General features: G+C 34.0%; 17 protein-coding genes, 1 tRNA gene and 2 pseudogenes. 8 read left to right on the forward strand and 12 right to left on the reverse strand.

Annotated features, from left to right (window positions below; translation table 11 throughout):
* Positions 1 to 47: 47 nt before the first annotated feature.
* The 6 genes from EJB00_RS06630 (at position 48) to EJB00_RS05300 (ending at position 7,212) form a co-directional block, all read left to right on the forward strand.
* Positions 48 to 257 carry a hypothetical protein gene (locus EJB00_RS06630; protein WP_369800707.1) on the forward strand — a complete coding sequence of 70 codons (210 nt, stop codon included), beginning with the start codon at positions 48 to 50 and terminating at the stop codon, positions 255 to 257.
* 35 nt (positions 258 to 292) lie between these two features.
* Positions 293 to 703: a hypothetical protein gene (locus tag EJB00_RS06635; protein WP_369800706.1), complete on the forward strand. Its 411-nt coding sequence runs from the start codon at positions 293 to 295 to the stop codon at positions 701 to 703.
* Positions 685 to 1,539, forward strand: a complete 855-nt coding sequence (locus EJB00_RS06640; protein ID WP_369800705.1) for a hypothetical protein — start codon at positions 685 to 687, stop codon at positions 1,537 to 1,539. Before EJB00_RS06635 ends, EJB00_RS06640 begins: the two co-directional genes overlap by 19 nt.
* A gap of 104 nt (positions 1,540 to 1,643) precedes the next feature.
* Positions 1,644 to 2,018 carry a hypothetical protein gene (locus tag EJB00_RS05290; RefSeq protein ID WP_015587929.1) on the forward strand — a complete coding sequence of 125 codons (375 nt, stop codon included), beginning with the start codon at positions 1,644 to 1,646 and terminating at the stop codon, positions 2,016 to 2,018.
* 42 nt (positions 2,019 to 2,060) lie between these two features.
* Entirely contained in the window at positions 2,061 to 4,415 is a 2,355-nt protein-coding gene (locus EJB00_RS05295; protein ID WP_135352997.1) for a VirB4 family type IV secretion/conjugal transfer ATPase, read from the forward strand.
* Positions 4,396 to 7,212 carry a hypothetical protein gene (locus EJB00_RS05300; protein WP_135352996.1) on the forward strand — a complete coding sequence of 939 codons (2,817 nt, stop codon included), beginning with the start codon at positions 4,396 to 4,398 and terminating at the stop codon, positions 7,210 to 7,212. Before EJB00_RS05295 ends, EJB00_RS05300 begins: the two co-directional genes overlap by 20 nt.
* A gap of 231 nt (positions 7,213 to 7,443) precedes the next feature.
* On the opposite strand, the gene EJB00_RS06555 is transcribed toward EJB00_RS05300, so the two are convergent.
* From EJB00_RS06555 to EJB00_RS05340, 10 genes and pseudogenes are all read right to left on the reverse strand, one after another.
* Entirely contained in the window at positions 7,444 to 7,926 is a 483-nt protein-coding gene (locus EJB00_RS06555) for an ankyrin repeat domain-containing protein (RefSeq protein WP_255324777.1), read from the reverse strand.
* A 3-nt stretch (positions 7,927 to 7,929) separates the two neighbouring features.
* Positions 7,930 to 8,082 (reverse strand): annotated as a pseudogene (locus tag EJB00_RS06560) (ankyrin repeat domain-containing protein); the annotation flags it as partial.
* Positions 8,079 to 8,519: an ankyrin repeat domain-containing protein gene (locus tag EJB00_RS06565; protein WP_251373689.1), complete on the reverse strand. Its 441-nt coding sequence runs from the start codon at positions 8,517 to 8,519 to the stop codon at positions 8,079 to 8,081. The pseudogene EJB00_RS06560 and the gene EJB00_RS06565, both read right to left, overlap by 4 nt.
* Positions 8,520 to 8,611: 92 nt before the next feature.
* A complete protein-coding gene (locus EJB00_RS05310; RefSeq protein ID WP_015587932.1) occupies positions 8,612 to 9,391 on the reverse strand; it encodes an SDR family oxidoreductase in 780 nt (259 codons plus the stop codon).
* A gap of 5 nt (positions 9,392 to 9,396) precedes the next feature.
* Positions 9,397 to 10,041, reverse strand: coding sequence for an alpha/beta hydrolase (locus tag EJB00_RS05315; protein WP_015587933.1), 645 nt, complete (start codon positions 10,039 to 10,041; stop codon positions 9,397 to 9,399).
* Between the two features lie 97 nt (positions 10,042 to 10,138).
* On the reverse strand, positions 10,139 to 10,504 hold the full coding sequence (locus EJB00_RS05320; RefSeq protein ID WP_015587934.1) for a hypothetical protein: 366 nt from the start codon (positions 10,502 to 10,504) through the stop codon (positions 10,139 to 10,141).
* Positions 10,505 to 10,591: 87 nt separating this feature from the next.
* The gene (locus tag EJB00_RS05325; RefSeq protein WP_135352995.1) at positions 10,592 to 12,379 is read right to left on the reverse strand and encodes an aminopeptidase P family protein; all 1,788 of its coding nucleotides are present in this window, start codon (positions 12,377 to 12,379) and stop codon (positions 10,592 to 10,594) included.
* Between the two features lie 8 nt (positions 12,380 to 12,387).
* On the reverse strand, positions 12,388 to 14,325 hold the full coding sequence (gene mnmG / locus EJB00_RS05330; RefSeq protein ID WP_135352994.1) for a tRNA uridine-5-carboxymethylaminomethyl(34) synthesis enzyme MnmG: 1,938 nt from the start codon (positions 14,323 to 14,325) through the stop codon (positions 12,388 to 12,390).
* A gap of 89 nt (positions 14,326 to 14,414) precedes the next feature.
* The gene (locus EJB00_RS05335) at positions 14,415 to 14,972 is read right to left on the reverse strand and encodes a hypothetical protein (protein WP_135352993.1); all 558 of its coding nucleotides are present in this window, start codon (positions 14,970 to 14,972) and stop codon (positions 14,415 to 14,417) included.
* Between the two features lie 147 nt (positions 14,973 to 15,119).
* Positions 15,120 to 15,195 (reverse strand) — tRNA-His (locus EJB00_RS05340).
* Positions 15,196 to 15,326: 131 nt separating this feature from the next.
* Here EJB00_RS05340 and murJ point away from each other — a divergent pair.
* Together murJ and EJB00_RS05355 are read left to right on the forward strand one after the other, a co-directional pair.
* Positions 15,327 to 16,823, forward strand: coding sequence for a murein biosynthesis integral membrane protein MurJ (gene murJ, locus EJB00_RS05345; protein ID WP_015587938.1), 1,497 nt, complete (start codon positions 15,327 to 15,329; stop codon positions 16,821 to 16,823).
* A 383-nt stretch (positions 16,824 to 17,206) separates the two neighbouring features.
* Positions 17,207 to 19,736: pseudogene (locus EJB00_RS05355) on the forward strand (AsmA family protein).
* A gap of 42 nt (positions 19,737 to 19,778) precedes the next feature.
* Here the strand turns inward: EJB00_RS05355 and EJB00_RS05360 are convergent.
* Positions 19,779 to 20,324: an ankyrin repeat domain-containing protein gene (locus EJB00_RS05360; protein ID WP_015587941.1), complete on the reverse strand. Its 546-nt coding sequence runs from the start codon at positions 20,322 to 20,324 to the stop codon at positions 19,779 to 19,781.
* A 114-nt stretch (positions 20,325 to 20,438) separates the two neighbouring features.
* Positions 20,439 to 21,440, reverse strand: coding sequence for an ankyrin repeat domain-containing protein (locus EJB00_RS05365; protein ID WP_015587942.1), 1,002 nt, complete (start codon positions 21,438 to 21,440; stop codon positions 20,439 to 20,441).
* Positions 21,441 to 21,476: the final 36 nt, after the last annotated feature.

Consider the following 21,476-nt stretch of genomic DNA (forward strand, 5'->3'; position numbering starts at 1 on the left):
AACGCTAAAGAGGTATTCATACATTTTATTTGTATGAGAGGAATGTTATGCTTGATTCATCATATGAGGAAAGAGTGCTATTTGATAGCGCAGTAGGAAACAATACTTACTCATCTACTAGTGATCCTATCAGAAGTTCACAAATCTCAGATAAGAGAAAGGAGAAAACAGAGAATTATTCAGCATCAAAAACGAAAGAGTTGTACGAAATTATATACAAAAAGGTCACAAAAAAAAACATAATCATGAAAATCTAAAAAAGGGAGATGGAACTATCACAAAATGCATAGAGTTGTTCAACAAAGGAGCTGATCCTAACGTATTAATTCAATTAAAAAAATTACTGAGAGAGCAAGAAGAATATAAAAAATATTATAGATATTATATTGACAACTTCCTTCCAGCATTGAAAAAAGAAGTAATGGGATCAGAGGTCAGACTTCCAGTATTTAAGAATGAAATAGAACAATCACAAGGATCACCAACAAGAAGAGGAAAAATATTAGGAATAATTTCAGTAATTACTAATAAGAACAGTGATAAAAATCATTCTAATAGCACTATTCAAAATCAGAAAGGTTCTAGAAATAATCAAACAGATAGACAAGGTAATGTTATGGGATTATTTAAGAAAAAAATTTTCCTAGTGAAGTTGCAATTGCTGAAAGTTCGGGTAGCAGTGCTTTGGAAAGGGGTTCTTTAGCTAAGGGTGTAAGTGAAAAAGGAACCCCAGGAACATACAATACATTGAGAAATTCAGGTTATTATGGTGCTTCAACAATTCCTACATCAGAACAATCGCAAGAAAGAAAGAAGATCACACAATCACAATTGAATAGTCAATCTGATCTTTCGATTGATAGTAAAGATTTAAAAAGTGAAAAGCCTAATATAACTGTAAATGCTGTAGAAGTGCCAAGCGATGAAAATACTTCTAAACTCAGTAGTAGTAGTGATTTAGATAGTGGAATAAATTCATCTAGCTTGGCATCAAGTAGCAGAAGGAACAGCTTAACTTCAGTAACAAGCATTTCATCTGAGGAAAGTGTACACTTAAAATTAAACCCTGCTGAGAAAGATAATAGTTTGCAACTAGAAGATGAAGGAAAAACAAAATTAGCACATCCGAACAAAACAAGGCCCAAAGGGCCAAGCGGAAAAAGATCCCCTTCTAAACATCATGAAAAGATTGAAGATCAAGTTAAAAAAGAATCATCTCAGTGTGTGATCTTAGTGACAGGTAGTCAGGCAATGCAATCCGAAAAAAAAGAAGCTGCTAATTACGAAAATAAGAGTAAAGTTAAAGAACCTCATAATAAAAATCTTCACGTCGCACTTGTAACAAGTTCTGCTCTCTTAGCAATAGGGTGCATTGTTGCAGGAGTAATGACATCAGGATTAGTAGGAGCAGGACTGTTTGTGGTGGCTGCAGTGTTTGCTACAGCTGCTGCTGCTGAATTTTGTTCAAATATTCTGTCAAGTAAATTGACATCCATTAGTGTGAGTCCTCTTGTTGATAATAAAGAGCTAACACGGTGATAAAAGTTAAATATGAGTTACTTATGGTGAGCAAGTGAATTCGGTTCTTGCCTATTGATGTAAAAATTGTTACATTTGAGGAGTATCTTAAAGGTATTTAGCTGATGCATATTCAATTGGGTAGAGTTTTTGCTATTGTAGCTCTGTTAAGTTTTATCTTCATGTCATGTTCTAGCAAAGCAAGTGATGAATTGAAAAATATACCAGGAACGTTGAAAGAACTTATTTCTTCATTTTCAGTTAAAGATACTGTAGAAAATATAAGTCCCTCAACAATTATAGGTTTATGTATAGCTACAGTGATACTTGCAGTAGTGTTCAGAGGCCTAATTTTTTTCATGATAATATTTGGCGTACTGATCATGATGTTTGGAAGCACAGAAAAGGCAACAGATTACCTGAAAGAAAAATTCAACTTTGCAAAGGACATACAGTTACAATCCAATAACAAAAAAGAAGATAAGGATTCAGTAAGATAGATGATTCTTTATTATCTTTTTATTGAATACGCATGATATTGTATGCAACCAAAAATACCAGCTACTAGCTCTAATTCTGAAAAAAAGAACAATTTAGCGTTACTAGAAAGTATTAATTTAGATTTTATCCCTTATGCTTGCCACTACGATGAAGAAACTATACTAACAAAACAGGGGGAATTGTTAAAAATAATCAAATTAGAAGACTATTCTTCAGTTGATAACTATGGTGATCTTAGAACTGAAATTAGAAAAAGTATATCAAAAAATATCAAGAGTTTATATTTTACCGTTTGGATTCACACTGTCCGTAAGCGCAATAAACTGATCTTACAGTGGAATAAAACTGCAGACTTTTCCGATCAGCTACACTCAACATGGTTTAATAAACTAGTTGATAGTAAACTACAGTATATAAATGAGCTATACATTGTGGTGTTACTTAGTGATTTTGGCAAACATATTAATAATGCATTTTTTTTTGGCAGGATAAAGAATAGGCACAAGTTATTTTTACAAAAAAATCATCAAGAATTACAAAAAATAACTGACCTGATTCAAAAAGATTTAGAACCTTTTGGAGCTAAAAAACTGGGCCTTAGGTCTAGTGAAGGCAAAATATATTCTCAAATGATGGAATTTCTCCATTACATTATTACATTAACGCACAAAGATTATCCGATATGTGAAAGGGATCTATCGCAGCATGTGAAAAACCTAAAAGTAGCTTTCGGTTTCAATAAATTTCAAACATCGTTTGAAGGTCAACAGAAGTTTGGTTCTATTTTTTGCATAAAGGAATATCGAGAAATCCCCTTAGAAAATATAGATAGGTGTTTGCAACTTGACTCTGAGCTTATCATCACAGAAATAATAATATTTACTAGTAATAATAAAGCAGTAAAAGAATTCAAAAAACAAATTAATATACTGCAAATCAGTGAGGACAATACCTTACTTCAAAACTCAGGAATAAATGAAATAATAGAGCTTGAAAAAATTTCTGCTATGGATTTTTGTCAACAGAAAATTATTGTTACAATCTTTGCAGATGATAAGAATAGGTTAGCTAAAAATATCAGCGATTTATCCTCTGTAATGTCGTTAATCGGGTTGATGATGTTTAGAACTGATCTGCACATGGAAAATCATTTTTGGGCACAGCTTCCTGGAAACTTTGCTTTTGTTACACAACCAAAAAATATATTAGAAAAATATGCTTGCAGCTTTGCTATGTTGCATGATTTTACATCAGGTACGTTAAAAGGAGGAAGATGGAAAGAAGCAGTAACAGTTTTTTTTTCAAAAAAAGGCAGTCCTTACTTTTTTAACTTTCATGGAAAGAAAAATAATGGTCATACCACAATACTTGGAGCTCCAAATTCAGGTAGAACCTCACTGATCAATTTCTTACTTTCGGAATCAAGAAAATTTAACCCTAGGATTGTTATATTGGATAATACTGGAAAATCAATAATATTTACTAAAGCAGTAAGCGGCCAATATTACATAATTGGTCCAAAATATAAAGATAAAAGTCTAAAATTTAACCCACTGAACATTGAAGATAGTGCTTCTAATCGCAATATGCTTGTTGAATTGATCAAAAGGATGGTTGCAGATGCAAGTTTGGTAGACATAGAAGAAAAGACAAAAAAAATTGTAGATTCTATATTTACTATACCAAGAGAATCACGCTCTATTTCTCAAATTTCTGAAGTGCTTTTACTTCTTGGAGGCAAAATAAGTAAATGGTGTGGTGAAGGTGAATTTGCTTACTTATTCCAAGATGGTGATGAGTCAGATATTGACTGGGGAACAAAAACTATATCCCTCAATACTGCAAATCTCACTAAGCAAAAAGAATGTATGTCCGTGATACTTTACTATTTCTTATACTCTTTCGAAGCAAAATGTGATGGCTCACCTGCAATACTTGTTTTGGATGAAGCATGGGAGATAAGTAATATTTTTCCTACAGAGGGAGAGTTTGACGACTGGATGCAAAGAATGACAAAGTTAAATGTTGTAGTAATTCTAAGTACTGAAAACTTAAACCTAGCATTTGCTAGCAAGTTTACTCAATATTTAGATAAGCATGTCGATACGAGGATCCTGATGCCGAACATAAATGCAAACAGGTTATACATGAAAGCATTTTCTCTGTCGAAAGAGGAACTGAATGTCATTTTGCAAACACCAACACAGGAAGGTTTATTTTTGATAAAGCAATACAAAGGTTTAGTAACTTTAAATCTAGATTTGAAGAATATAAAAGAAATACATGTACTTTCAGCTAATAAAGAGACTATAAAGTATATGTATGAGGCGATGAAGGAAAAAGGCGAGAAAGTGAGTAAGTGGTTACCGGTGTTCTATGAAAAATGTAAAGCTTAATTTTTTATTGATATTCTCCTTGATATTTTGTCTTTCTTATCAAGGATATGCTGATTGTCCGCGTTTTGTGGAAAGTAATACTGATATTGAGGCAAATGCAAGTAAAGTAGGTAAAGGCTTTTGGAACTTCTTTACTGGCAAGTGGGGTAGCCTGAATTTTGATCCTCATCTATTAAAAGAAATCAAAGTAACAATGGTGAAAGATCAAGGAGTAGGAGGTTACTTCGATCCAAAAATTAAGGTCTGCGATTACGAAGGGAACGACAACTGTTATATATTATCCAGTGGAACATTCTGCCGCAAGATATATGGAACGCAGAGTACAGGAGCTGGAATTTCTGCAGCAGCTTTTATCGATTGGGAAGGAGATAAAACAAAGGCTGGAGGAGAAATTGCTCAAGGTCTTGGATGGGAATGGGTAGATGGTGTTACTGATGAAGAAAAAGTAAAATTTGCTAATTCTCCTAAGATATGCGCTTGTAGCCAAAAGGGTGCTTGTATGTCAGGAATTTCTTCATGGGGCTCTAGAGTATTTTCTGGGGAAAATATTTTTCGTCTTGGAGAGATGGAAAAAGCTTGTGATACATGCTATCAAACAAAGGTAAAGTGTGCCCCTGTACAACTTGCACCTGGCCCACCTCCATTTTGTGAACAACTTGCGATGTCACCACCACAAGTTAGAATTGTCCCTATAACAAATGAAGACAATGATTACTTTCATCCAAGAGTTGGAGTCATTATTGGTGAGCTGAAAGAAAGAAGAGAGCTACCTTTTCCACGCGTTATTTCAAGTAATAAAAACATTCAAAGTGCTACATACTCTATTCCAGATAAAGATACCCACCATCACTTTAATACTTATAGAAAAAAAGGTCAGCTCTGCACTGAATATTATGGTACTGAGAGAGAAGAGTCCAAAAGAAAATTACAATTTCCTGCTCGCTGCTTCCCAGCGCCACCTGCTCCAAAGATTGAAGAAGTGAGCATACCAAAGCCTAATGAGGGTAAAGGCGAAAATACGCTAAAAGTAAAAATGAAGATAAGTGAGAACGTTTGTACTTATGACGCACGTGGAACTCACAGTAATGGCATCTGTACTTTTTATGTTAATAAAAATTCTCCTACATACATTGGCCATCTGCCTTTAATAGTAGTAAAGCCAGCAATAGTAGAAAAAACAACCAATAAGGGTAATAGAAAAAGTGATATCGATAACATAATAGAAGGTGTATTAAAAAATAATTCGCAATTTGAAGTTCTCAAAAAGTATGGATACGTTCCTGATGTTGAAACAGAATGTAAAGAGCTTCAGAATGGTAAGTGCAAACTAGATGGCTCAGGATATTCAAAAGTAGAAATAAAATATAAAGAAAATCCTAAAAGTAAAATGCTCTGCCTTTCTGGTTGGCAGCCGGAACCAGAAGAGCTTGTTCTTAAAAAAGGAAGTGAGCTAATATCACTGAAGTCAGTAGGAGCAAGCTATGATAAACACAATACTGTTTACTCGAAAGAATCAAATCAATCTTATTATTTTCCCTGTAACGAAACAATTGAGGTTTTAGCAAAGCCACAAGATGCACTAGATGAAATAATATTCAATAAAAAAGGATATATTTCCATTCCTGCTGAAAATAAGCCTAGAGATAATTGCATGGCAAAAGAGGATAAAGAGGTAGATACAAAACAAAATTGTGACAAATGCAAAATAGTATATGAGTTAACAGATGGAAAATATGAAGAAAAAAATTGTAATCATGGTGATGATGGTTGCCTCTGCTTTGATGGAGTGTGTAGTCGCTCAACACAGTATATAGGCAAGGATAATAAGCCTTTTTACTTAAGAGTTTTACAAGATGAAAGTGGCGTTGTAACGAAGTTAGATAATCCAATTAAAGCAAATAGAACAGAAGTCTTTTTCGCTGATAAATTATGCAGGTTCGATTTAGACGGTTTAAAAAAGAGATTGCGTGAAATAATAATAGCACAATTGAAACATAAGAAGCAGATTATTGAAAACAGGGATCAAAAACTTTATGAGCTTGGAGATGGCTATACAGATGATCTGTCAATGTATGATTACGTTGAAATAGAAGCATGGGGAGGTGGTGAAGCTGGTCATATAGCTGATAAAGCTCAGTCTACAGAAAATAGACCAGGAACGCCAGGTGATTACATTAAAGCTAAACTGAGAGTCAACCCTAGCTATCCATACATTAAAGTAAAAGTAACAGAAGGAGGTAGTGGACAAGAAAATCATATATCTAACAAGGATGGGGGACCTACTTTAATAAAAATGTGCAGAGACCTTTCAGAAACAATTTGTAAAGATTTAATTACTGTTGCAGGTGGAGGTACACACAGAATCTATGGGGGAAGGTATTACAAAGATACAATAATTCATGAAGAAAGTTTAAAATTAAAAGAAGAAATTAAGAAAGGGGAAAAGCTAAACTCTAGTAAAGATAATAAAATAGCATATATAGAAAATGGTGAGATTGGGTATAAAGATGTAACAAAATGTAGTAAAAACTACGTGAATAAAACATATGGTGCTGGTGGTTGTATCAACGAAAGCAGCAAAAGTTATAGCAAGGGCGCTCCTGGTTATGTGAAAATTAAACCTATATTTGATGAAATTAATAAAGAAAGAGTAAAAAAAATAGATGATGCTATTGAAAAAATGATACAAAATCCAGATGACATCACAGGTATTGATGATTCCTTAATAAATAAACTTGATCAAAAGATTATTGATACAATTAAAGAAGAAATTAGAAAAGAATTGTTAGGATTATAGTCAAAGGACCCTGATGGTTGCAAATGGGGTAAAGTTGAATTTACATCACTGAGAGTATCTGTTCAGATGCATGTGAAACCAGTGTTTCTTTTCTTGTATCTCAGTTCCCATAATGTCATCCCAGTGCATAACGCACAGCTGTACAGAACATTGAAGATGTCATTCCAGTGCGTGACACTGGAATCCATGTAAATTTAACTGGACGCCAATGTCACAAACTAGTTTTCTCATCTATCTTATTTTGCCACTCTGCTGAACAGATACGTCAATTTCATCTACTGATGAGCTAGGTCTGCTATCCTTTATATATTGTACCAAAAGCTCCATAATTTTTTTTTGCTCATAAAATTGCTGAAATGAATATATTCTATTCGAGCCAACTAACACGAAGTATCCTCCTTGTACATTTGGAGGATTATCATGCCAGCTAATGTTTCTTACGTACTCAGCAGCTTGTAAGGAATTATCTCCTGAAAGGTTTTTAATATTAGGATCAGCACCTTTTTCTAGCAGTAATCTTGCCATTTTTTCATTACCTTTCATAGCTGCTATATGTAGAGGTGTATTGCCAAGCTGATTGCCAATATTGACATCCACCCCTTCTACACTAAGTAATAATTGAGCTACCTCGTCATGGCCATTATTAACAGCTACACACAAAGGATTCATACTGGTATCACAGCCATTGACTTTAGCACCATTATCAAGAAGCAACTTAACTACTGCTTCATGCCCATTCTGAGCAGCTAGATACAAGGGTGTGACATTATTTTTTTTATCTACTATGTTAACATCAGCATTTTTTGTGCTAATTAATAGTTCAACTATTTCAGTATGTCCGTTCTGAGAGGCTAAGTACAGAGCTGTTATACCAAATTCATTGTCTTTATAGCATCAATCTCAATTTCTTGAGTATTAAGCAACACCTTTACAACTTCTACAAGTCCATTTTGAGCAGCAATATGTAAAGGTGTCTTACCATCAGTACAGTCTTTTATATTGGGATCAGCTCCCGCTTTAATTAACTCCTCTACTATAGCTTTGCTTTTAGCTACAACAGCAAAGTGTAAAACTGTACTGCCTTTAGTAGTTCTTGCATGAATATTAGCTTCTTTACTGATTAGTAACTTTACTACGTCTAAATGTCCTGAATAAGCAGCAAAATGCAAGGCTGTAAATCCTTTTTTATCCTTGATATTGATATCAGTTTTTACATTAAGTAATAACCTAACTTCATTTATGTTACCATTATAAGCGGCTTGATGTAATAGAATATTTTCAACCGAGAGCGATTGAGTGCTGAACATATTTACCTCTATATAATAGTATGCCTAGTGGTATTACATCAAAACAAGGAACATTCAAGAAAAATTTTTTGCATCTGGCAATCTAATTTTCTCTATTCTAATATATACAAACTCTTTAAACCCACCTTGTAATCAGGATAAACTAGAGAGACACCAAGATCTTTTTTAATTTTAGTATTGCTTACTTTTTTTGACCCTAAATAAAAACCCCGTGCGTAATTTGGTACAGAAGAAATCTCAACTGGCTCTGGAGGGCTAATATTGAGAAGCTCGGCTGCATAAGTGACCACTTCAGATTGCGTAGCAGGTAAATCATCTGCACAATTGTATATCTCATAAGGCTTTATATTTTGCATGGAAGAAAATAAAACATTCGATATATCTTCAACATGAATACGAGAAAATTTTTTTTTCACATTTCTTGCTTTGCCAAGCTGCAGGTCAATTAGCGCATTTCTACCAGGACCATATATCCCAGCCAACCGGAAAATATGTACAGGCAATTTGCTATTTAGCCACTTTTCTTCGGACTTAAGGCGCTTTTTTCCTCTAATTTCTATAGGCTTTGTTTCAGATTCCTCATTCACCCAATTACCACAGTGTTCACCATAAACATTAGTTGCAGACAGATAACCAAGCCATTTAATATTCTCCAGACAATGACCGTATCTCTCCATAACATCATCACCGTCTGGAGGAATAGAAACTAAAACATGCGTTACGCTTTTAAGTAGATCTTGGTCGACCTTTTCATAATTAAAAAGTTGTATATCTTTATTTCTTGATGTACCGCTAACTTTCCAACCTAAATTTAGTAATTTTTGCGATAAAAATTTAGCTACATATCCATAGCCAAAGCAAAACAAGTGCATGAAAATTAATTTTTAAAATTCTTCTTGATAAATTCAACCCCTAACTTTATTCCCTCTTCATTAATAATATGCCCTAATCCATGAATTGGGTATCCTTGAGCGTTTACTCCATTTTCTTTCAGAGCTTTAACCGCTAAATCAAGGGAAGAAAAAGGTACCATGTCATCAGCATCACCATGAATAACACATATGCTGGGTTTTGATTTGATCTCCGGTGCAGTTTTTGAAGGTGAAAGAAACCTACCAGAGTATGCAACAACTGATGCACAAGACTGAAGTCGGGTAAGAGCTACATGCATTGCAAGCATTGCCCCTTGAGAAAATCCAACTAAAGAAAGCTGCATATCTTTTAAATTAAGCTCCTTTAATTTTGCATCAATAAAATGATTTACAATTGATGCAGCATTTTTCACCCCATTATATAGTGCTTCCTCACTACGATCTTCTAAACTAAACCACTGATAACCATCACCTATTTCTCTCTTAAACGGAGCATTGGGAATTACTAAATATGAATCAGGCAAAAACTTGCCCATAACTTTAGCAAGATGAACGAAATTATCGCCACTTGAACCCCAACCATGAAAAAAAATAATCAAATTTTTCTTATTTCCATTTGGACAAATTTCTTGGCTCTTAAGTTCAATCATCTCTTCATCCCTTTATGTTTATATTTAATTTTACGGTAATACTAAATTTGAGAAACAAGACCTCACTACTGCTATAGCTCTTTGATATGAATAAATACTACTTAGCTTCAACTTTCTCTATCAATTTCTTGACCAAGCCTCTCAATCTTCTGCTGGAATCATCAAGCTCTTGAATTTGTGAAGCATCTTTTCTCATGAGCTCTTTGTGATTACTCTTTATGTAATCATACATTTCCTTCATCTGAGCAATCATCTTGTTGATATCCATACCACCCATATCAGGTATCATGCTAGGCATATTTCCTTCTAGCATACCACCAGCCATAAGTTGCTGAGACATTTGCATGAATGGCTTTAAGGTCTGTTGAAGCAAATTAGGGTCGCTTGTCAATTTTTCTATTTGCTCTTTGCAAGTATCCATGTACTGCTTCATAAATTCATCATCTTGTACTTTATCTGTCATAATTACACCTACTTGAAACTAATATTATATATTGTTTTTAACAATACAAGAACAACTATATTAATACTTGATTAAATGACAAATTAACTATTTTAAAGCTTCACATACTCTCTTTAACCATTCCTTGTCTTTTATGCCATTTTCTATATTTTTATAAACAAATTGGTGATAGCTATTTATCCATTTAATTTCATCTTCAGTAAGCATTTGCACATCTATTAGCTTTTTATCATATGGAATGGAAGTCAGTTGTTTAAAGTTTAAGAAGCCGTTTTCTTGCTTTTCAACATACATCAGATTCTCAATTCTTATTCCATATTTTCCTGGAATGTAATAGCCAGGTTCGTTAGAAAGTATCATACCTGGCATGAGTTCCACTTTATTTCCCTTTGATATTGCTTGCGGTCCTTCATGTACCGAAAGGTAACTCCCCACTCCATGCCCTGTACCGTGCATGTAATCCATTCCAAATTTCCATAAATGTATACGCGCTAATATGTCCAATTCTCCACCAGTAGTGCCAGGGGGAAAGACCGAACTTGCTATCGCAATGTGAGCTTTTAGTACTATTGTGTAGTGAGCTCGTTGCTCATTGGTTGGATTGCCAATTGCTATAGTTCTTGTAACGTCAGTTGTACCATCAAGATACTGACCACCAGAATCGATCAAATATAGTCCATCTTTTTTAATAGCTTTATTTGTCTTACTGCTTGCACGATAATGAATAATTGCTCCATTTTCATTAAATGCGGAAATCGTTGGAAAACTCGGTTGCTTAAACAAATCCTGCTTTCTTCTATATTCTAAAATCTTTGCTTCAGCTTCGAGCTCAGTAATTTCATTGCCAATAAGCCGATATAGAAAATTTGTAACTGCTACTCCATCTTTGATGTGCGCACTTATAGCTCCAGTTATTTCAATTTGATTTTTTATTGCTTTATGAATCAAACAAGGATCTTCTTTCTCAATTATCTGCTTATTTTCTATTAGACCTTTTTCATTACCTATTGTCATTCCAGTGCTTGACACCGGGATCCATGCTTTTTTATTTCTGGTCAAGCACTGGAATGACACCGAAGCTGATTTTTCATTTAAATAATGGTTATACAAGGGATCTATTGCATTCATAATGCTCATTGGAGTTGTGCTTGGATCTATCATCATTGAACTTAGCTTACACAGAGAGCTTTCCAATTCACAAATATCAAAAATACTAACATTATTATCTAAATCCGCTTGTATGGTTGAATGTTGTTTATCTTGAACAAACAAATCAACATTACCACTTTTGTATAATATAGCACGACCCCATATACAGGGAGTATATTCAGCACTTTCATTTCTTAAATTTAGCAGCCATGAAATTGAATTTGGATCAGTCAGAAGTACTGCTTCAGCTTCTATGCTTTTAGCAACTCTTTCGCATTTACTCTTACTACTCTCACCAGATGTATGCGAGACTATTGTTTGTGTTTTATGACTACCTTCTTTTTCAATTAAGTACGGCACTAATTTACAAATGCTTTCATATTTCCTTATCTCTTTTACAGTAAAATATCTTGAATAATAACCCAGTGAGGTAGTCAATGTTAAGTTTGCTTTTACCCACCTGTGTGGATCCTCTTCTTGTATATTATATACTTGAAAATTGTTTTGATCGAGCTGACTGCGAGCTTGTGTAATATAGCGTCCATCTGTAAAAAATGGGCAACTGTTAGTTTTTGTAACAATAAGTAGCCCATTTGTTCCTGTGAAGCCACATAACTCCGTTAACTCTTTTGAATATTCATTTAAATACTCGTCTTTAGTATGCAACATAAATGCATCAACATTTATTTCGTGCATAAAAGAGCGAAATTCTTCGATTTTTGACATGGAGTACCTTACGCAGAATTAGCAGCTATTTTCGTTTTCTTATTCCTAAGGTACACTAATATGCTAACTATCGCTGCTGGAGTTATGCCTTGTATTTGCTTAGCAATACCAATTGTTGCTGGCTTTATTGCTTGCAACTTCTCTATTACTTCACTGGACAGACCTTTAATCTGTGAGTAGTTGAAATTAGTTGGAATTTGAGTGCTAACTTCCTCTTGTAAAAACCTCATATCTGCTTCTTGTCTTACTAGATAAGGCTTATATTTTGCTTCAATTGCAACTGCTTCACATATTTCATTTTTAGCTGTGCTGACCATCGTGATGTCATTCCAGCATTCCGTTTTGTCATTCCAACACATAACATTGTTTAACTCCGGCCATATTTCTCGTAATTTATTCCAATCGATATTTGGATAACCGAGTAAATCTAGTGCTGTTTTTCTTATTCCATCATAAGATATTTTAACACCATAGAACCTGAGCTGCTCAGGAGTAATTGTTAGGCTCTCCAATTTCTCCTCAAGTTGCTTAATAGACTTAAGTTTATTCTGCAAAACAGAGTATCTCTCATGCGATACAAGGAAAATATCATAACCTTTTTGTGTTAATCTTCTATCTGCATTATCTGACCTGATTGCCAGTCTATATTCTGCACGCGAGGTGAATAATCTGTAAGGCTCAGCAATTCCCTTAGTGACCAAGTCGTCTATCATTACACCGATATATGAATCCGTACGATGAAGAACAAAACTTTTTTGAGATAAAGAGAGTGCTGCATTGATTCCGGCAATAATTCCCTGACCGGCTGCTTCTTCATATCCAGTGGTACCATTAATTTGACCAGCAAAATATAGTCCTTTAACTTTCTTAGTTTCGAGAGTATGAAATAGCTCTCGTGGATCGATATAATCGTATTCAACTGCATATCCAGGTCTTAATATTTCTGCATTTTCAAGCCCTTTTATACTCTTTATCATTTCATACTGCACTTCGATGGGCAATGAATTTGAAATTCCATTTGGATATATAGTGTTATCATCAATCCCTTCTGGTTCTAGAAATATTTGGTGATTATTTTTTTCTGCAAATTTTTTAACTTTAGTTTCAATTGATGGGCAGTATCTTGGTGCAATAACGTTATCTAAATATGAAGAAGCTGATCTGTGAAGATTCTCTCGAATTACTCTGTGTGTATGTTCATTAGTATGAGTAATAAAACATGAAACCTGAGGCTGGTTAATTTTCTCTGTAAGATAAGAAAATGGTGTAGGTGGATTGTCACCCATTTGTTCTTGTAATACTGACAAGTTTATAGTGACACGATCAAGCCTCGGTGGAGTTCCGGTACGTAATCTACCCAGTTTAAAATCATACTTCTTTAGCGTGTTTGCAAGCTCTATTGCAGGTTTATCTCCCATTCTTCCAGAAGGAGTTGTTTGCTCTCCTATATGAATCACACCACGTAAAAAAGTCCCTGTAGTCAAAACAACTCTGATTGTCAGTATACGTTCACCTGAGTCTGTTATTACAGCTTTTATATAAGATTCTCCATTGCTATCACTTTCGATAAGAAAATCGTCAACTGACTCTTCTTTTACTGTCAAGTTGTTATAATTTAGAATAATTTCCTGTATTGCTTTTTTGTATAATTTTCGGTCTGCCTGTGCACGTGGGCCCCATACCGCTGCACCTCTGCTGCCATTTAAAACGACCGAGTGTATGCTTGCTCGGTCGATAGCTCTCCCCATTATTCCATCAAGGGCGTCTACTTCTCTAACTACAACACCCTTTGCAACTCCTCCAATTGCTGGATTACAAGACATCTCTCCTATAGTTGAAATTTTGTGAGTTATAAGTAGTGTGTTTGCACCAAGGCGAGCTGCAGCTGTAGCTGCTTCACACCCGGCATGACCACCACCTACTACCACTACGTCGTACTTATTCATCTTCTTGAGTAATTCCTACTCTATAATATTCCAACTATCAGTGATTGATGTCAAATTTTACAGATTACAACATTGCACACTAACTTAGCTCAAACTGCCGTCTCTCTCGCAGAAAAAACTTTTTCAACTTTGGGAAAGATGATACTTTTATTAACTTCTTCTTCCGGAAAGGTAATACATTCATCTACTTCTTCGTGAGATACTTTGACATATGTAGAATCTGTAATCGAAATTGCACTTACTGCAGGTGTAATTGCTGTTTTATCTGCACAATACATTATAGCTACAGTTGGAAAAAGCCCTAAAATCGGTGCTATCAGCCCTATCATTCCATGTATTAATGTAAATCCTACTCTTGGATTAGGAAAAATAGCAGCTATGTTTTCAGCAAGTATCACTCCAATTGAAGAGCTTGTAGATACCATCAAACTCAAAAAATTTGCTGCTTTTTCATGCTTTTCCCCAACAGGATCTCTTTTGCAAAACTTATATAACAAACATCCTAAGTGAAAAACCGCAATCAATGCTGGAGCTATACAACCAGCAATTCCACCTATGGCTAAAGGTGATGAAGTGTCAAGACTTAACCACCAAGCTAATACTCCTAGTGCTGACACTATACTATAAGCTAACAAACAAATATACATACAATCCCTCTCACTAATTAATAGGCATCATTTTTACTCTAAATCGCAAACTTCCCCTCCGCCATCTAAATACTAGAGCAACAAGGAATGCTAACGGCTGTGCAAAAATATCTAATGTTTATATTTATGTAAAGTGGAAATTTTTAGTGGGGCGAGCGACCAGGATTGAACTGGCGACATTCAGTACCACAAACTGACGCTCTACCAACTGAGCTACGCCCGCCAAGATATAAGATTTTTAACATACGAGCACAAATAGTCAATTGATTATTTAAGCTACCTCCTTTTGCAGAGGGTTTTAAATATTTTCATTTATGCTTTTATCATTATACTCAATCGTATTGACACCGTGATATGTTTAAAAGTATTTTCACATTTAGTTTTTTTACAGCTATTTCAAGAATCTCAGGGCTAATAAGAGATGTATTGATTGCTACGGTTATTGGTGCAACCTCTCTTGCAGATATATTCTTTTCCTCGTTTCGCTTTGCTAATTTATTTCGATCGTTTTTTGCAGAGGGAGCATTTACTACCTCATTCATACCATTATACTCTGCAGAGTCATATGATAATAAAAAGGCATTTAATTTCGCAAGTAGTGTAATATCCATTACGTTTATTATTCTAGTAATTTTTTGCCTTATCACACAAACCTTCTTCCCTTACATGATCAAAATCTTCACTCCTGGATTTGACCAAAATAAATTTACCTTTACTGTAACTTTGTCGAAAATTATGATGCCCTACATAATCTTCGTGTCAATCGCATCACTTATTGGTGGAATGTTGCAAGTAAAACAGCATTTTGCTTCAACAGCTATTTCACCAATCATTTTGAACCTCTGTTTAATCATCAGTTTGTTTTTACCTTACATTGAAACACCGGCTCATAACCTTTCTATAGCCGTCCTGATTGGAGGGATTTTGCAGCTACTTTTAATAATATTTAGTGCATACAAATTAAAGGCTTTCTTTTCTTTTAGTTTAGAATTAAGTAACGAAGTGAAGTTGTTTTTCAAGCGTGTAATACCTGCAATTATCAACAACTGTGTAACTCAAATAAGCTTATGGATCGACACAATCATGGCGAGTTTTATACCAAATGCAGTTTCTTATATATATTATGCCGATAGACTAAATCAACTACCGCAAGGAGTAATTGGCACTGCAATTGGTACAGTACTTCTTCCTCTGATTTCAAAACGAATAAATGATACTGAGAATATAGTCAAAATACAGAACAAGGCCCTTAATATAGGGTTAATATTAATTATGCCAATAACTGCTGCTTTTATCATTATTCCTGACATAATTTTACTTACGCTTTTTTCTTACGGCCGATTTGATTATTATGCAGTGCAGCAAACTATTCCTACATTAGTAGCATTTTCTCTTTCTTTACCCGCATTTATTATAAATAAAGTATTGCTACCCACATTCTTTGCTAGGGGAAAGCTAAAAATACCAACTATGTTCTCATTAACGTGCCTTGGAATTAATGTAATACTAAATCTCCTATTAATGAACAAATACCAACATATAGGAATTGCTATTGCTACTTCCATTTCCACTTGGATAAATTCTATTTTATTGATTAATTATTTAACAGTAAATAAGATGTATAAGATTAGCCAAGCATTATTACTAAATATTGTAAAAATACTCACTGCAACATTGGTTATGTCAATAGTTCTTTATCTCTCTAATTACTTATCAGCAGGGTTGTTTTTCGATAGAGGGCTAGCTCGTATTGTTTATTTAGTAACTTTAATAGCTTTGAGTGTTATTATTTATTCTAGCACTCTTTACCTAATTTTTAGAGGAAATTTGAATAATTTGAAATATGTATAAATTACACCCTTTGTATTGCTATATGTCATTTCAGCTACTATTCCAATATCCACTCCTTTCATCCCATAACCTATTCCTGTCATCCCAGTGCTTGACACTGGGATCCAGAAATTTTGTTGATTATATAATCTGGAAAACCTTATTTAAGTCACACTGGATCACAGTATCACACACACAACTGTATGAGTGTTGTGGTTTGAGAGCAATTTCCACTAGGAACCCAGTGCTCATCAGACCAGCTTCTCATGTAAAAATGCTGTGTTTTAACATAAGAATAGCTACTTTTTTGCTAATTAACTTAATGTATAATCAAATTTCCTGGATCCCAGTGTCAAGCACTGGGATGACAAGAAGAGAAGGGATGCTGGAATGAGAGGTCTATTATGAAACTTTCTTTATACGCCATATCATCAATCTTGTTTCTATTAATTCTCATGCACGTTGCTGCAACTTTTAAGGATTGGAGTGGCTACAGAGAATATATCGTAAAAGAGTTAGAGAAGACGTATGATGCTAAAGTACATGTTGGAGGAAAAATTGAAGTTTCGCTCATTACTCCAAAACTTACTATTCACAATGTATATGTACAATACAACAAAAACAAGGAGCAAAAATTATCAGATTTAATTAGTGCAAAAAAAATTGAAATAAGGCCATCGCTATTATCGTTGTTTTCATTTTCATTGCAACCAAAGTCAATCTCATTTTTGGGCATGAAAAGCAACAAAGAAAATTTACTTAATATTATGAATACGAAAGCCAATGATAATACAGTTGATATATTAATAAAGGACAGCCAAATAAGTTTTGGCGCCGATACTATTAACATCAAGGAAGTTGCTATAAAAAAAAATAAGCAGTTTTTTGGTGAAGTACAGATTGGTGACAACAATTACGATTTTTCTGGAAAGGTTAATGTAACAAAAAATAATGTACACATTAGTGTTGATTCAAATTTTGCAAATTTGCTATTTAAAGGTAATAGAAATCAAGAAGAGCTCAAGGGCAATTTAGTATTGACGATTAATAATAATTCTGATTCTATGAGCGACTTGGCAAAAATCATTAATCTTAGCTTCCTTTCTTATGTGATTCCCAGCGAAAATATTGAGATATCATCCAATATCAATCTCAATGAAAGCGAGTTTACGGCAACTGATTTAAAAATTGAGTCCAAAAGCATGCAAGGCACTGGTATAATACAAAATGATAGAAAAAGTGATCATACTAATATCAATATTAGTTTTAGTAAAGTCGACCTAAAAAACGGCTCACACAAAACAACAGATATGAAGGGTCTTTTAGAATCTTTTAGAGAGGTTGTGCCAAAGAACCTGAGCTTGGATTTTAATATGGAAGCTTCAAATATTCAATATCAAAACAGGATATTGGACAAATTTCATGCTACGCTAAAATTTGCTAATGGCGAAATAAAAGTTGATACTCTTCTTCAATTTCCTGGAACCAATAATATATCTCGCTTATCAGGAAAAGTTTCAAACAATGGCAACTTGTCTGAATTTAATGGTGATATATTGATAAAGGGTGAGTCGTTCATCTCACATATTTTACCTTCTATCAAGATGCAAGAAAGAGAGAAAAGTCAATTTACAGCAAGTTCTAAACTATATTTAGCACCTAGAATATTATCTCTTTCAGATATCAGATTGCTAAATAACAAAGAATCTTGGCAAGGATCAATTAAGGTAAATCACACAAAAAAACACAATATGATCGATAGCAAATTTAGCATATATAACATTAATATAGATAAATATGATTATTCATTATTCAGCAAAGTGCAATGGCTGAAAAACCTTAAGTATGATGTAAATATAAGAACTAGTGTTAAAGATTCTATATTCAATGGTACAAAAATTGAAGATTTGGATTTTTCATTAAAAATACAAGAGAACAAGCTAGTTGCAGACAAAATAAAGTTATTCGGAGAAGATTTCGACATTACCGGTAGTGTAAAAATATTAGTGGATCAAAAATACACTAAGCCTTTATTAGACGTAAACCTTACAGGTAATAAATTTAATGGAAATATCTTTAAATTACCAAAACTATTAGAGGTAAAAAGAAACTCAAAAAATGAAATAAATCAAATTCAATGGTCAACAAAGCAGCTTAATTTTTTAGATGAGAAAGGAGATTTTGATGCAAACGTGCAAATCAAAACTACAGAATTTAAAATTGGGCAAAACGTCTTAAAAGATTTTAACTTGGATACAGTGATAAGAAACAACACTATCACCATCAAACAGATAAGTTACATACTAGAACATGGACAAATGTTTTTTCAGGGTTATCTAAAAGCAGGCTCAATTCACACAAAATTTTCTATTGCAAATTTGGACACCAAGGAAGTTATAGGAGTTAATAACATAAATGGTAAGATAAGCTTAAGTGGTGAAATCAAAACTCAAGGGACAAGCTTTAATGATTGGGCTAGTAACTTATCAGGAAATGTAAACTTTCAAGCACAGAAAATAGAGTTTACAAATGTGGATTTTAATTCATTCATCACTAAGTTGTTAAGCAGTAAGAATAAACCTGAAATTTCCAAGCTTGCTTACGTTGATATATATAATGGCAGTACGCTTTTTGAAAATATTAATGGAAAAGTAAGTATCAAAAATGGTATATGTTCAACTAGTTCACAGTTTAGTATCGATCAAGCATCAGGTTCTATCTCTTCTAATTTAATCTTATCTAACTTCTCCTTAAATTCTATATTCAGACTTTTTTTCATACTACCAAACCATAACAGCCCTCTTTATATCGAGGCACACTTAGATGGCCCTATTTGGAGTCCTAAGATGAGTTTTGACGTAGATCAAATCTTTACCACTTTTAATTGGCAAGAAAAATAGTCAACTCTTTTATATCTATTCAGATACAATTTAGGAGGCAGTAAGCTTCATCTACCTCAAGTTCATTTGTGTTTTATTAACAATAAGACTGACTAATTACTTGCAACTCTTCAATTCTTATGTCACTGCAGCTTGTACTTGGACTCTCTATATCTCCAAGCAATAACCTCGTTATCTCTGTGTAGCCTTTGAAAACAGATAAATGTAAAACAGTCTTGCTAGAATTATCTACTATATTAACATTTGCTCCGTTTTTAAGCAATAATTTTACCACATTCTTATGGCCTCCCTGAACAGCTAAATATAGAGGAGTAGCACCGAAACGATTTCTTACATCAATATCTGCTCCGTTTTTAAGCAATAATTCCACCTCCTCTTTACAATTTCCGCAAGCAGCATAATGTAAAGGAGTAAAACCATAATTGTCCACTGCATTAACATTTGCTCCGTTTTTAAGCAATAATTTCATTTCCTCTAAGCGATTTCCGTAAGCAGCATAATGTAAAGGGACAAGACCATCATTGTCTGTTGGATTAGCATCTTGTTTGCCTCTCAACGATAATTCCATATGAGGAAGATTAAATCGATAATTACTTACTGAATTTTCTTGTTCTTGATACATAAAATACCCCCATTTTATTACAGCTTAGTATAAATATCTACACTATATAAATATCAATTCAACGCATCAACACCTGGTAACGGTAAAAGTTTCCTTTTTCATAATACACGTAGATCAACTGAACCTATGCCTAACCTGGCTAGCTCCCTGCAGTTGTTCAGCACTTGGATTATCCAAATTCTGACTTGGAAATGCCTCTATAATGTTCTTTAACTCTTTATCTGTTAAGTGATAAGTTATTTCGTTAAAAACTTGACATAACACCTGCAAATTAGAATTCTCTATAGCTGCTCTACTTTTATCTAACAAATCCCTTCTGGCCAATGACTTATCAAATTGGCTTACTATCTTATCAGCGTGTTCAGGAAATTCTGATATACATTCCAATTTGTCAGAACACCTTATTTCATCATATTCTCTATCAGACAAATAACCTGCTAATTTATTCTCATCATTCTCTCGCAGAAACTGATATAATGATATATTGCTGTTATTAAGCTTGATGTTCATCATCTCATTCTGATAATCATCCCAAAATTTGGACAATTCAATATTTTTGACAATACACTCTGGTTTCGTTGTGATACCACTATGTACCACAGCATATGCAATTATAGTTCTTACTACCATCGGTTTATCGCAATACCCTATTTGGTAATCATCACTAGCTACAATAGATAAAGGGGTCCTTCCTTTCTTGTCTACTGAATTAACATTTGCTCCTCTATCAAGCAGCAACCTTACTAATTCCTCCCGATTATACTTAAGTGCAAAATGTAAAGGAGTCATATCCAGATTATCTACTGCATTAACATTTGCTCCTCTATCAAGCAGCAATTCTGCTACCTCCATCTTGCCACTTTTAACTGCAGTATGTAAAGGAGTCCACTTTCGCCTTTCTAATGCATTAATATTTGCCCCTTCATTAAGCAGAAATTCTGCTACTTCCTTATGACCATACCTAATTGCAATATGTAAAGGAGTCTCCTTTTGCTCAATTTTCACTGCATTAATATTGGCTCCAGCTTCTATCAACTCCGTAATCTGCTGTATATTCTCTCCTTTAGAAGAATTCATTAATAATTCATCCAATTCTCTTTGTTCCCTCTCATTCATAATTTACTCCACAATTTCATTGTAATTAATTTAATA

The sequence above is a fragment of the Wolbachia endosymbiont of Drosophila mauritiana genome (assembly GCF_004795975.1).
Lineage (GTDB): Bacteria > Pseudomonadota > Alphaproteobacteria > Rickettsiales > Anaplasmataceae > Wolbachia.

What these genes read in the sequence shown, in the direction of transcription:
- EJB00_RS06630 (WP_369800707.1), top strand. Translation starts at nt 48, where the DNA reads ATGCTTGATTCATCATATGAGGAAAGAGTGCTATTTGATAGCGCAGTA.
- EJB00_RS05290 (WP_015587929.1), top strand. Translation starts at nt 1,644, where the DNA reads ATGCATATTCAATTGGGTAGAGTTTTTGCTATTGTAGCTCTGTTAAGT.
- EJB00_RS05295 (WP_135352997.1), top strand. Translation starts at nt 2,061, where the DNA reads ATGCAACCAAAAATACCAGCTACTAGCTCTAATTCTGAAAAAAAGAAC.
- EJB00_RS05300 (WP_135352996.1), top strand. Translation starts at nt 4,396, where the DNA reads ATGAAAAATGTAAAGCTTAATTTTTTATTGATATTCTCCTTGATATTT.
- EJB00_RS06565 (WP_251373689.1), bottom strand. Translation starts at nt 8,519, where the DNA reads ATGTTCAGCACTCAATCGCTCTCGGTTGAAAATATTCTATTACATCAA.
- EJB00_RS05310 (WP_015587932.1), bottom strand. Translation starts at nt 9,391, where the DNA reads ATGCACTTGTTTTGCTTTGGCTATGGATATGTAGCTAAATTTTTATCG.
- EJB00_RS05315 (WP_015587933.1), bottom strand. Translation starts at nt 10,041, where the DNA reads ATGATTGAACTTAAGAGCCAAGAAATTTGTCCAAATGGAAATAAGAAA.
- EJB00_RS05320 (WP_015587934.1), bottom strand. Translation starts at nt 10,504, where the DNA reads ATGACAGATAAAGTACAAGATGATGAATTTATGAAGCAGTACATGGAT.
- EJB00_RS05325 (WP_135352995.1), bottom strand. Translation starts at nt 12,379, where the DNA reads ATGTCAAAAATCGAAGAATTTCGCTCTTTTATGCACGAAATAAATGTT.
- mnmG (WP_135352994.1), bottom strand. Translation starts at nt 14,325, where the DNA reads ATGAATAAGTACGACGTAGTGGTAGTAGGTGGTGGTCATGCCGGGTGT.
- EJB00_RS05335 (WP_135352993.1), bottom strand. Translation starts at nt 14,972, where the DNA reads ATGTATATTTGTTTGTTAGCTTATAGTATAGTGTCAGCACTAGGAGTA.
- murJ (WP_015587938.1), top strand. Translation starts at nt 15,327, where the DNA reads ATGTTTAAAAGTATTTTCACATTTAGTTTTTTTACAGCTATTTCAAGA.
- EJB00_RS05360 (WP_015587941.1), bottom strand. Translation starts at nt 20,324, where the DNA reads ATGTATCAAGAACAAGAAAATTCAGTAAGTAATTATCGATTTAATCTT.
- EJB00_RS05365 (WP_015587942.1), bottom strand. Translation starts at nt 21,440, where the DNA reads ATGAATGAGAGGGAACAAAGAGAATTGGATGAATTATTAATGAATTCT.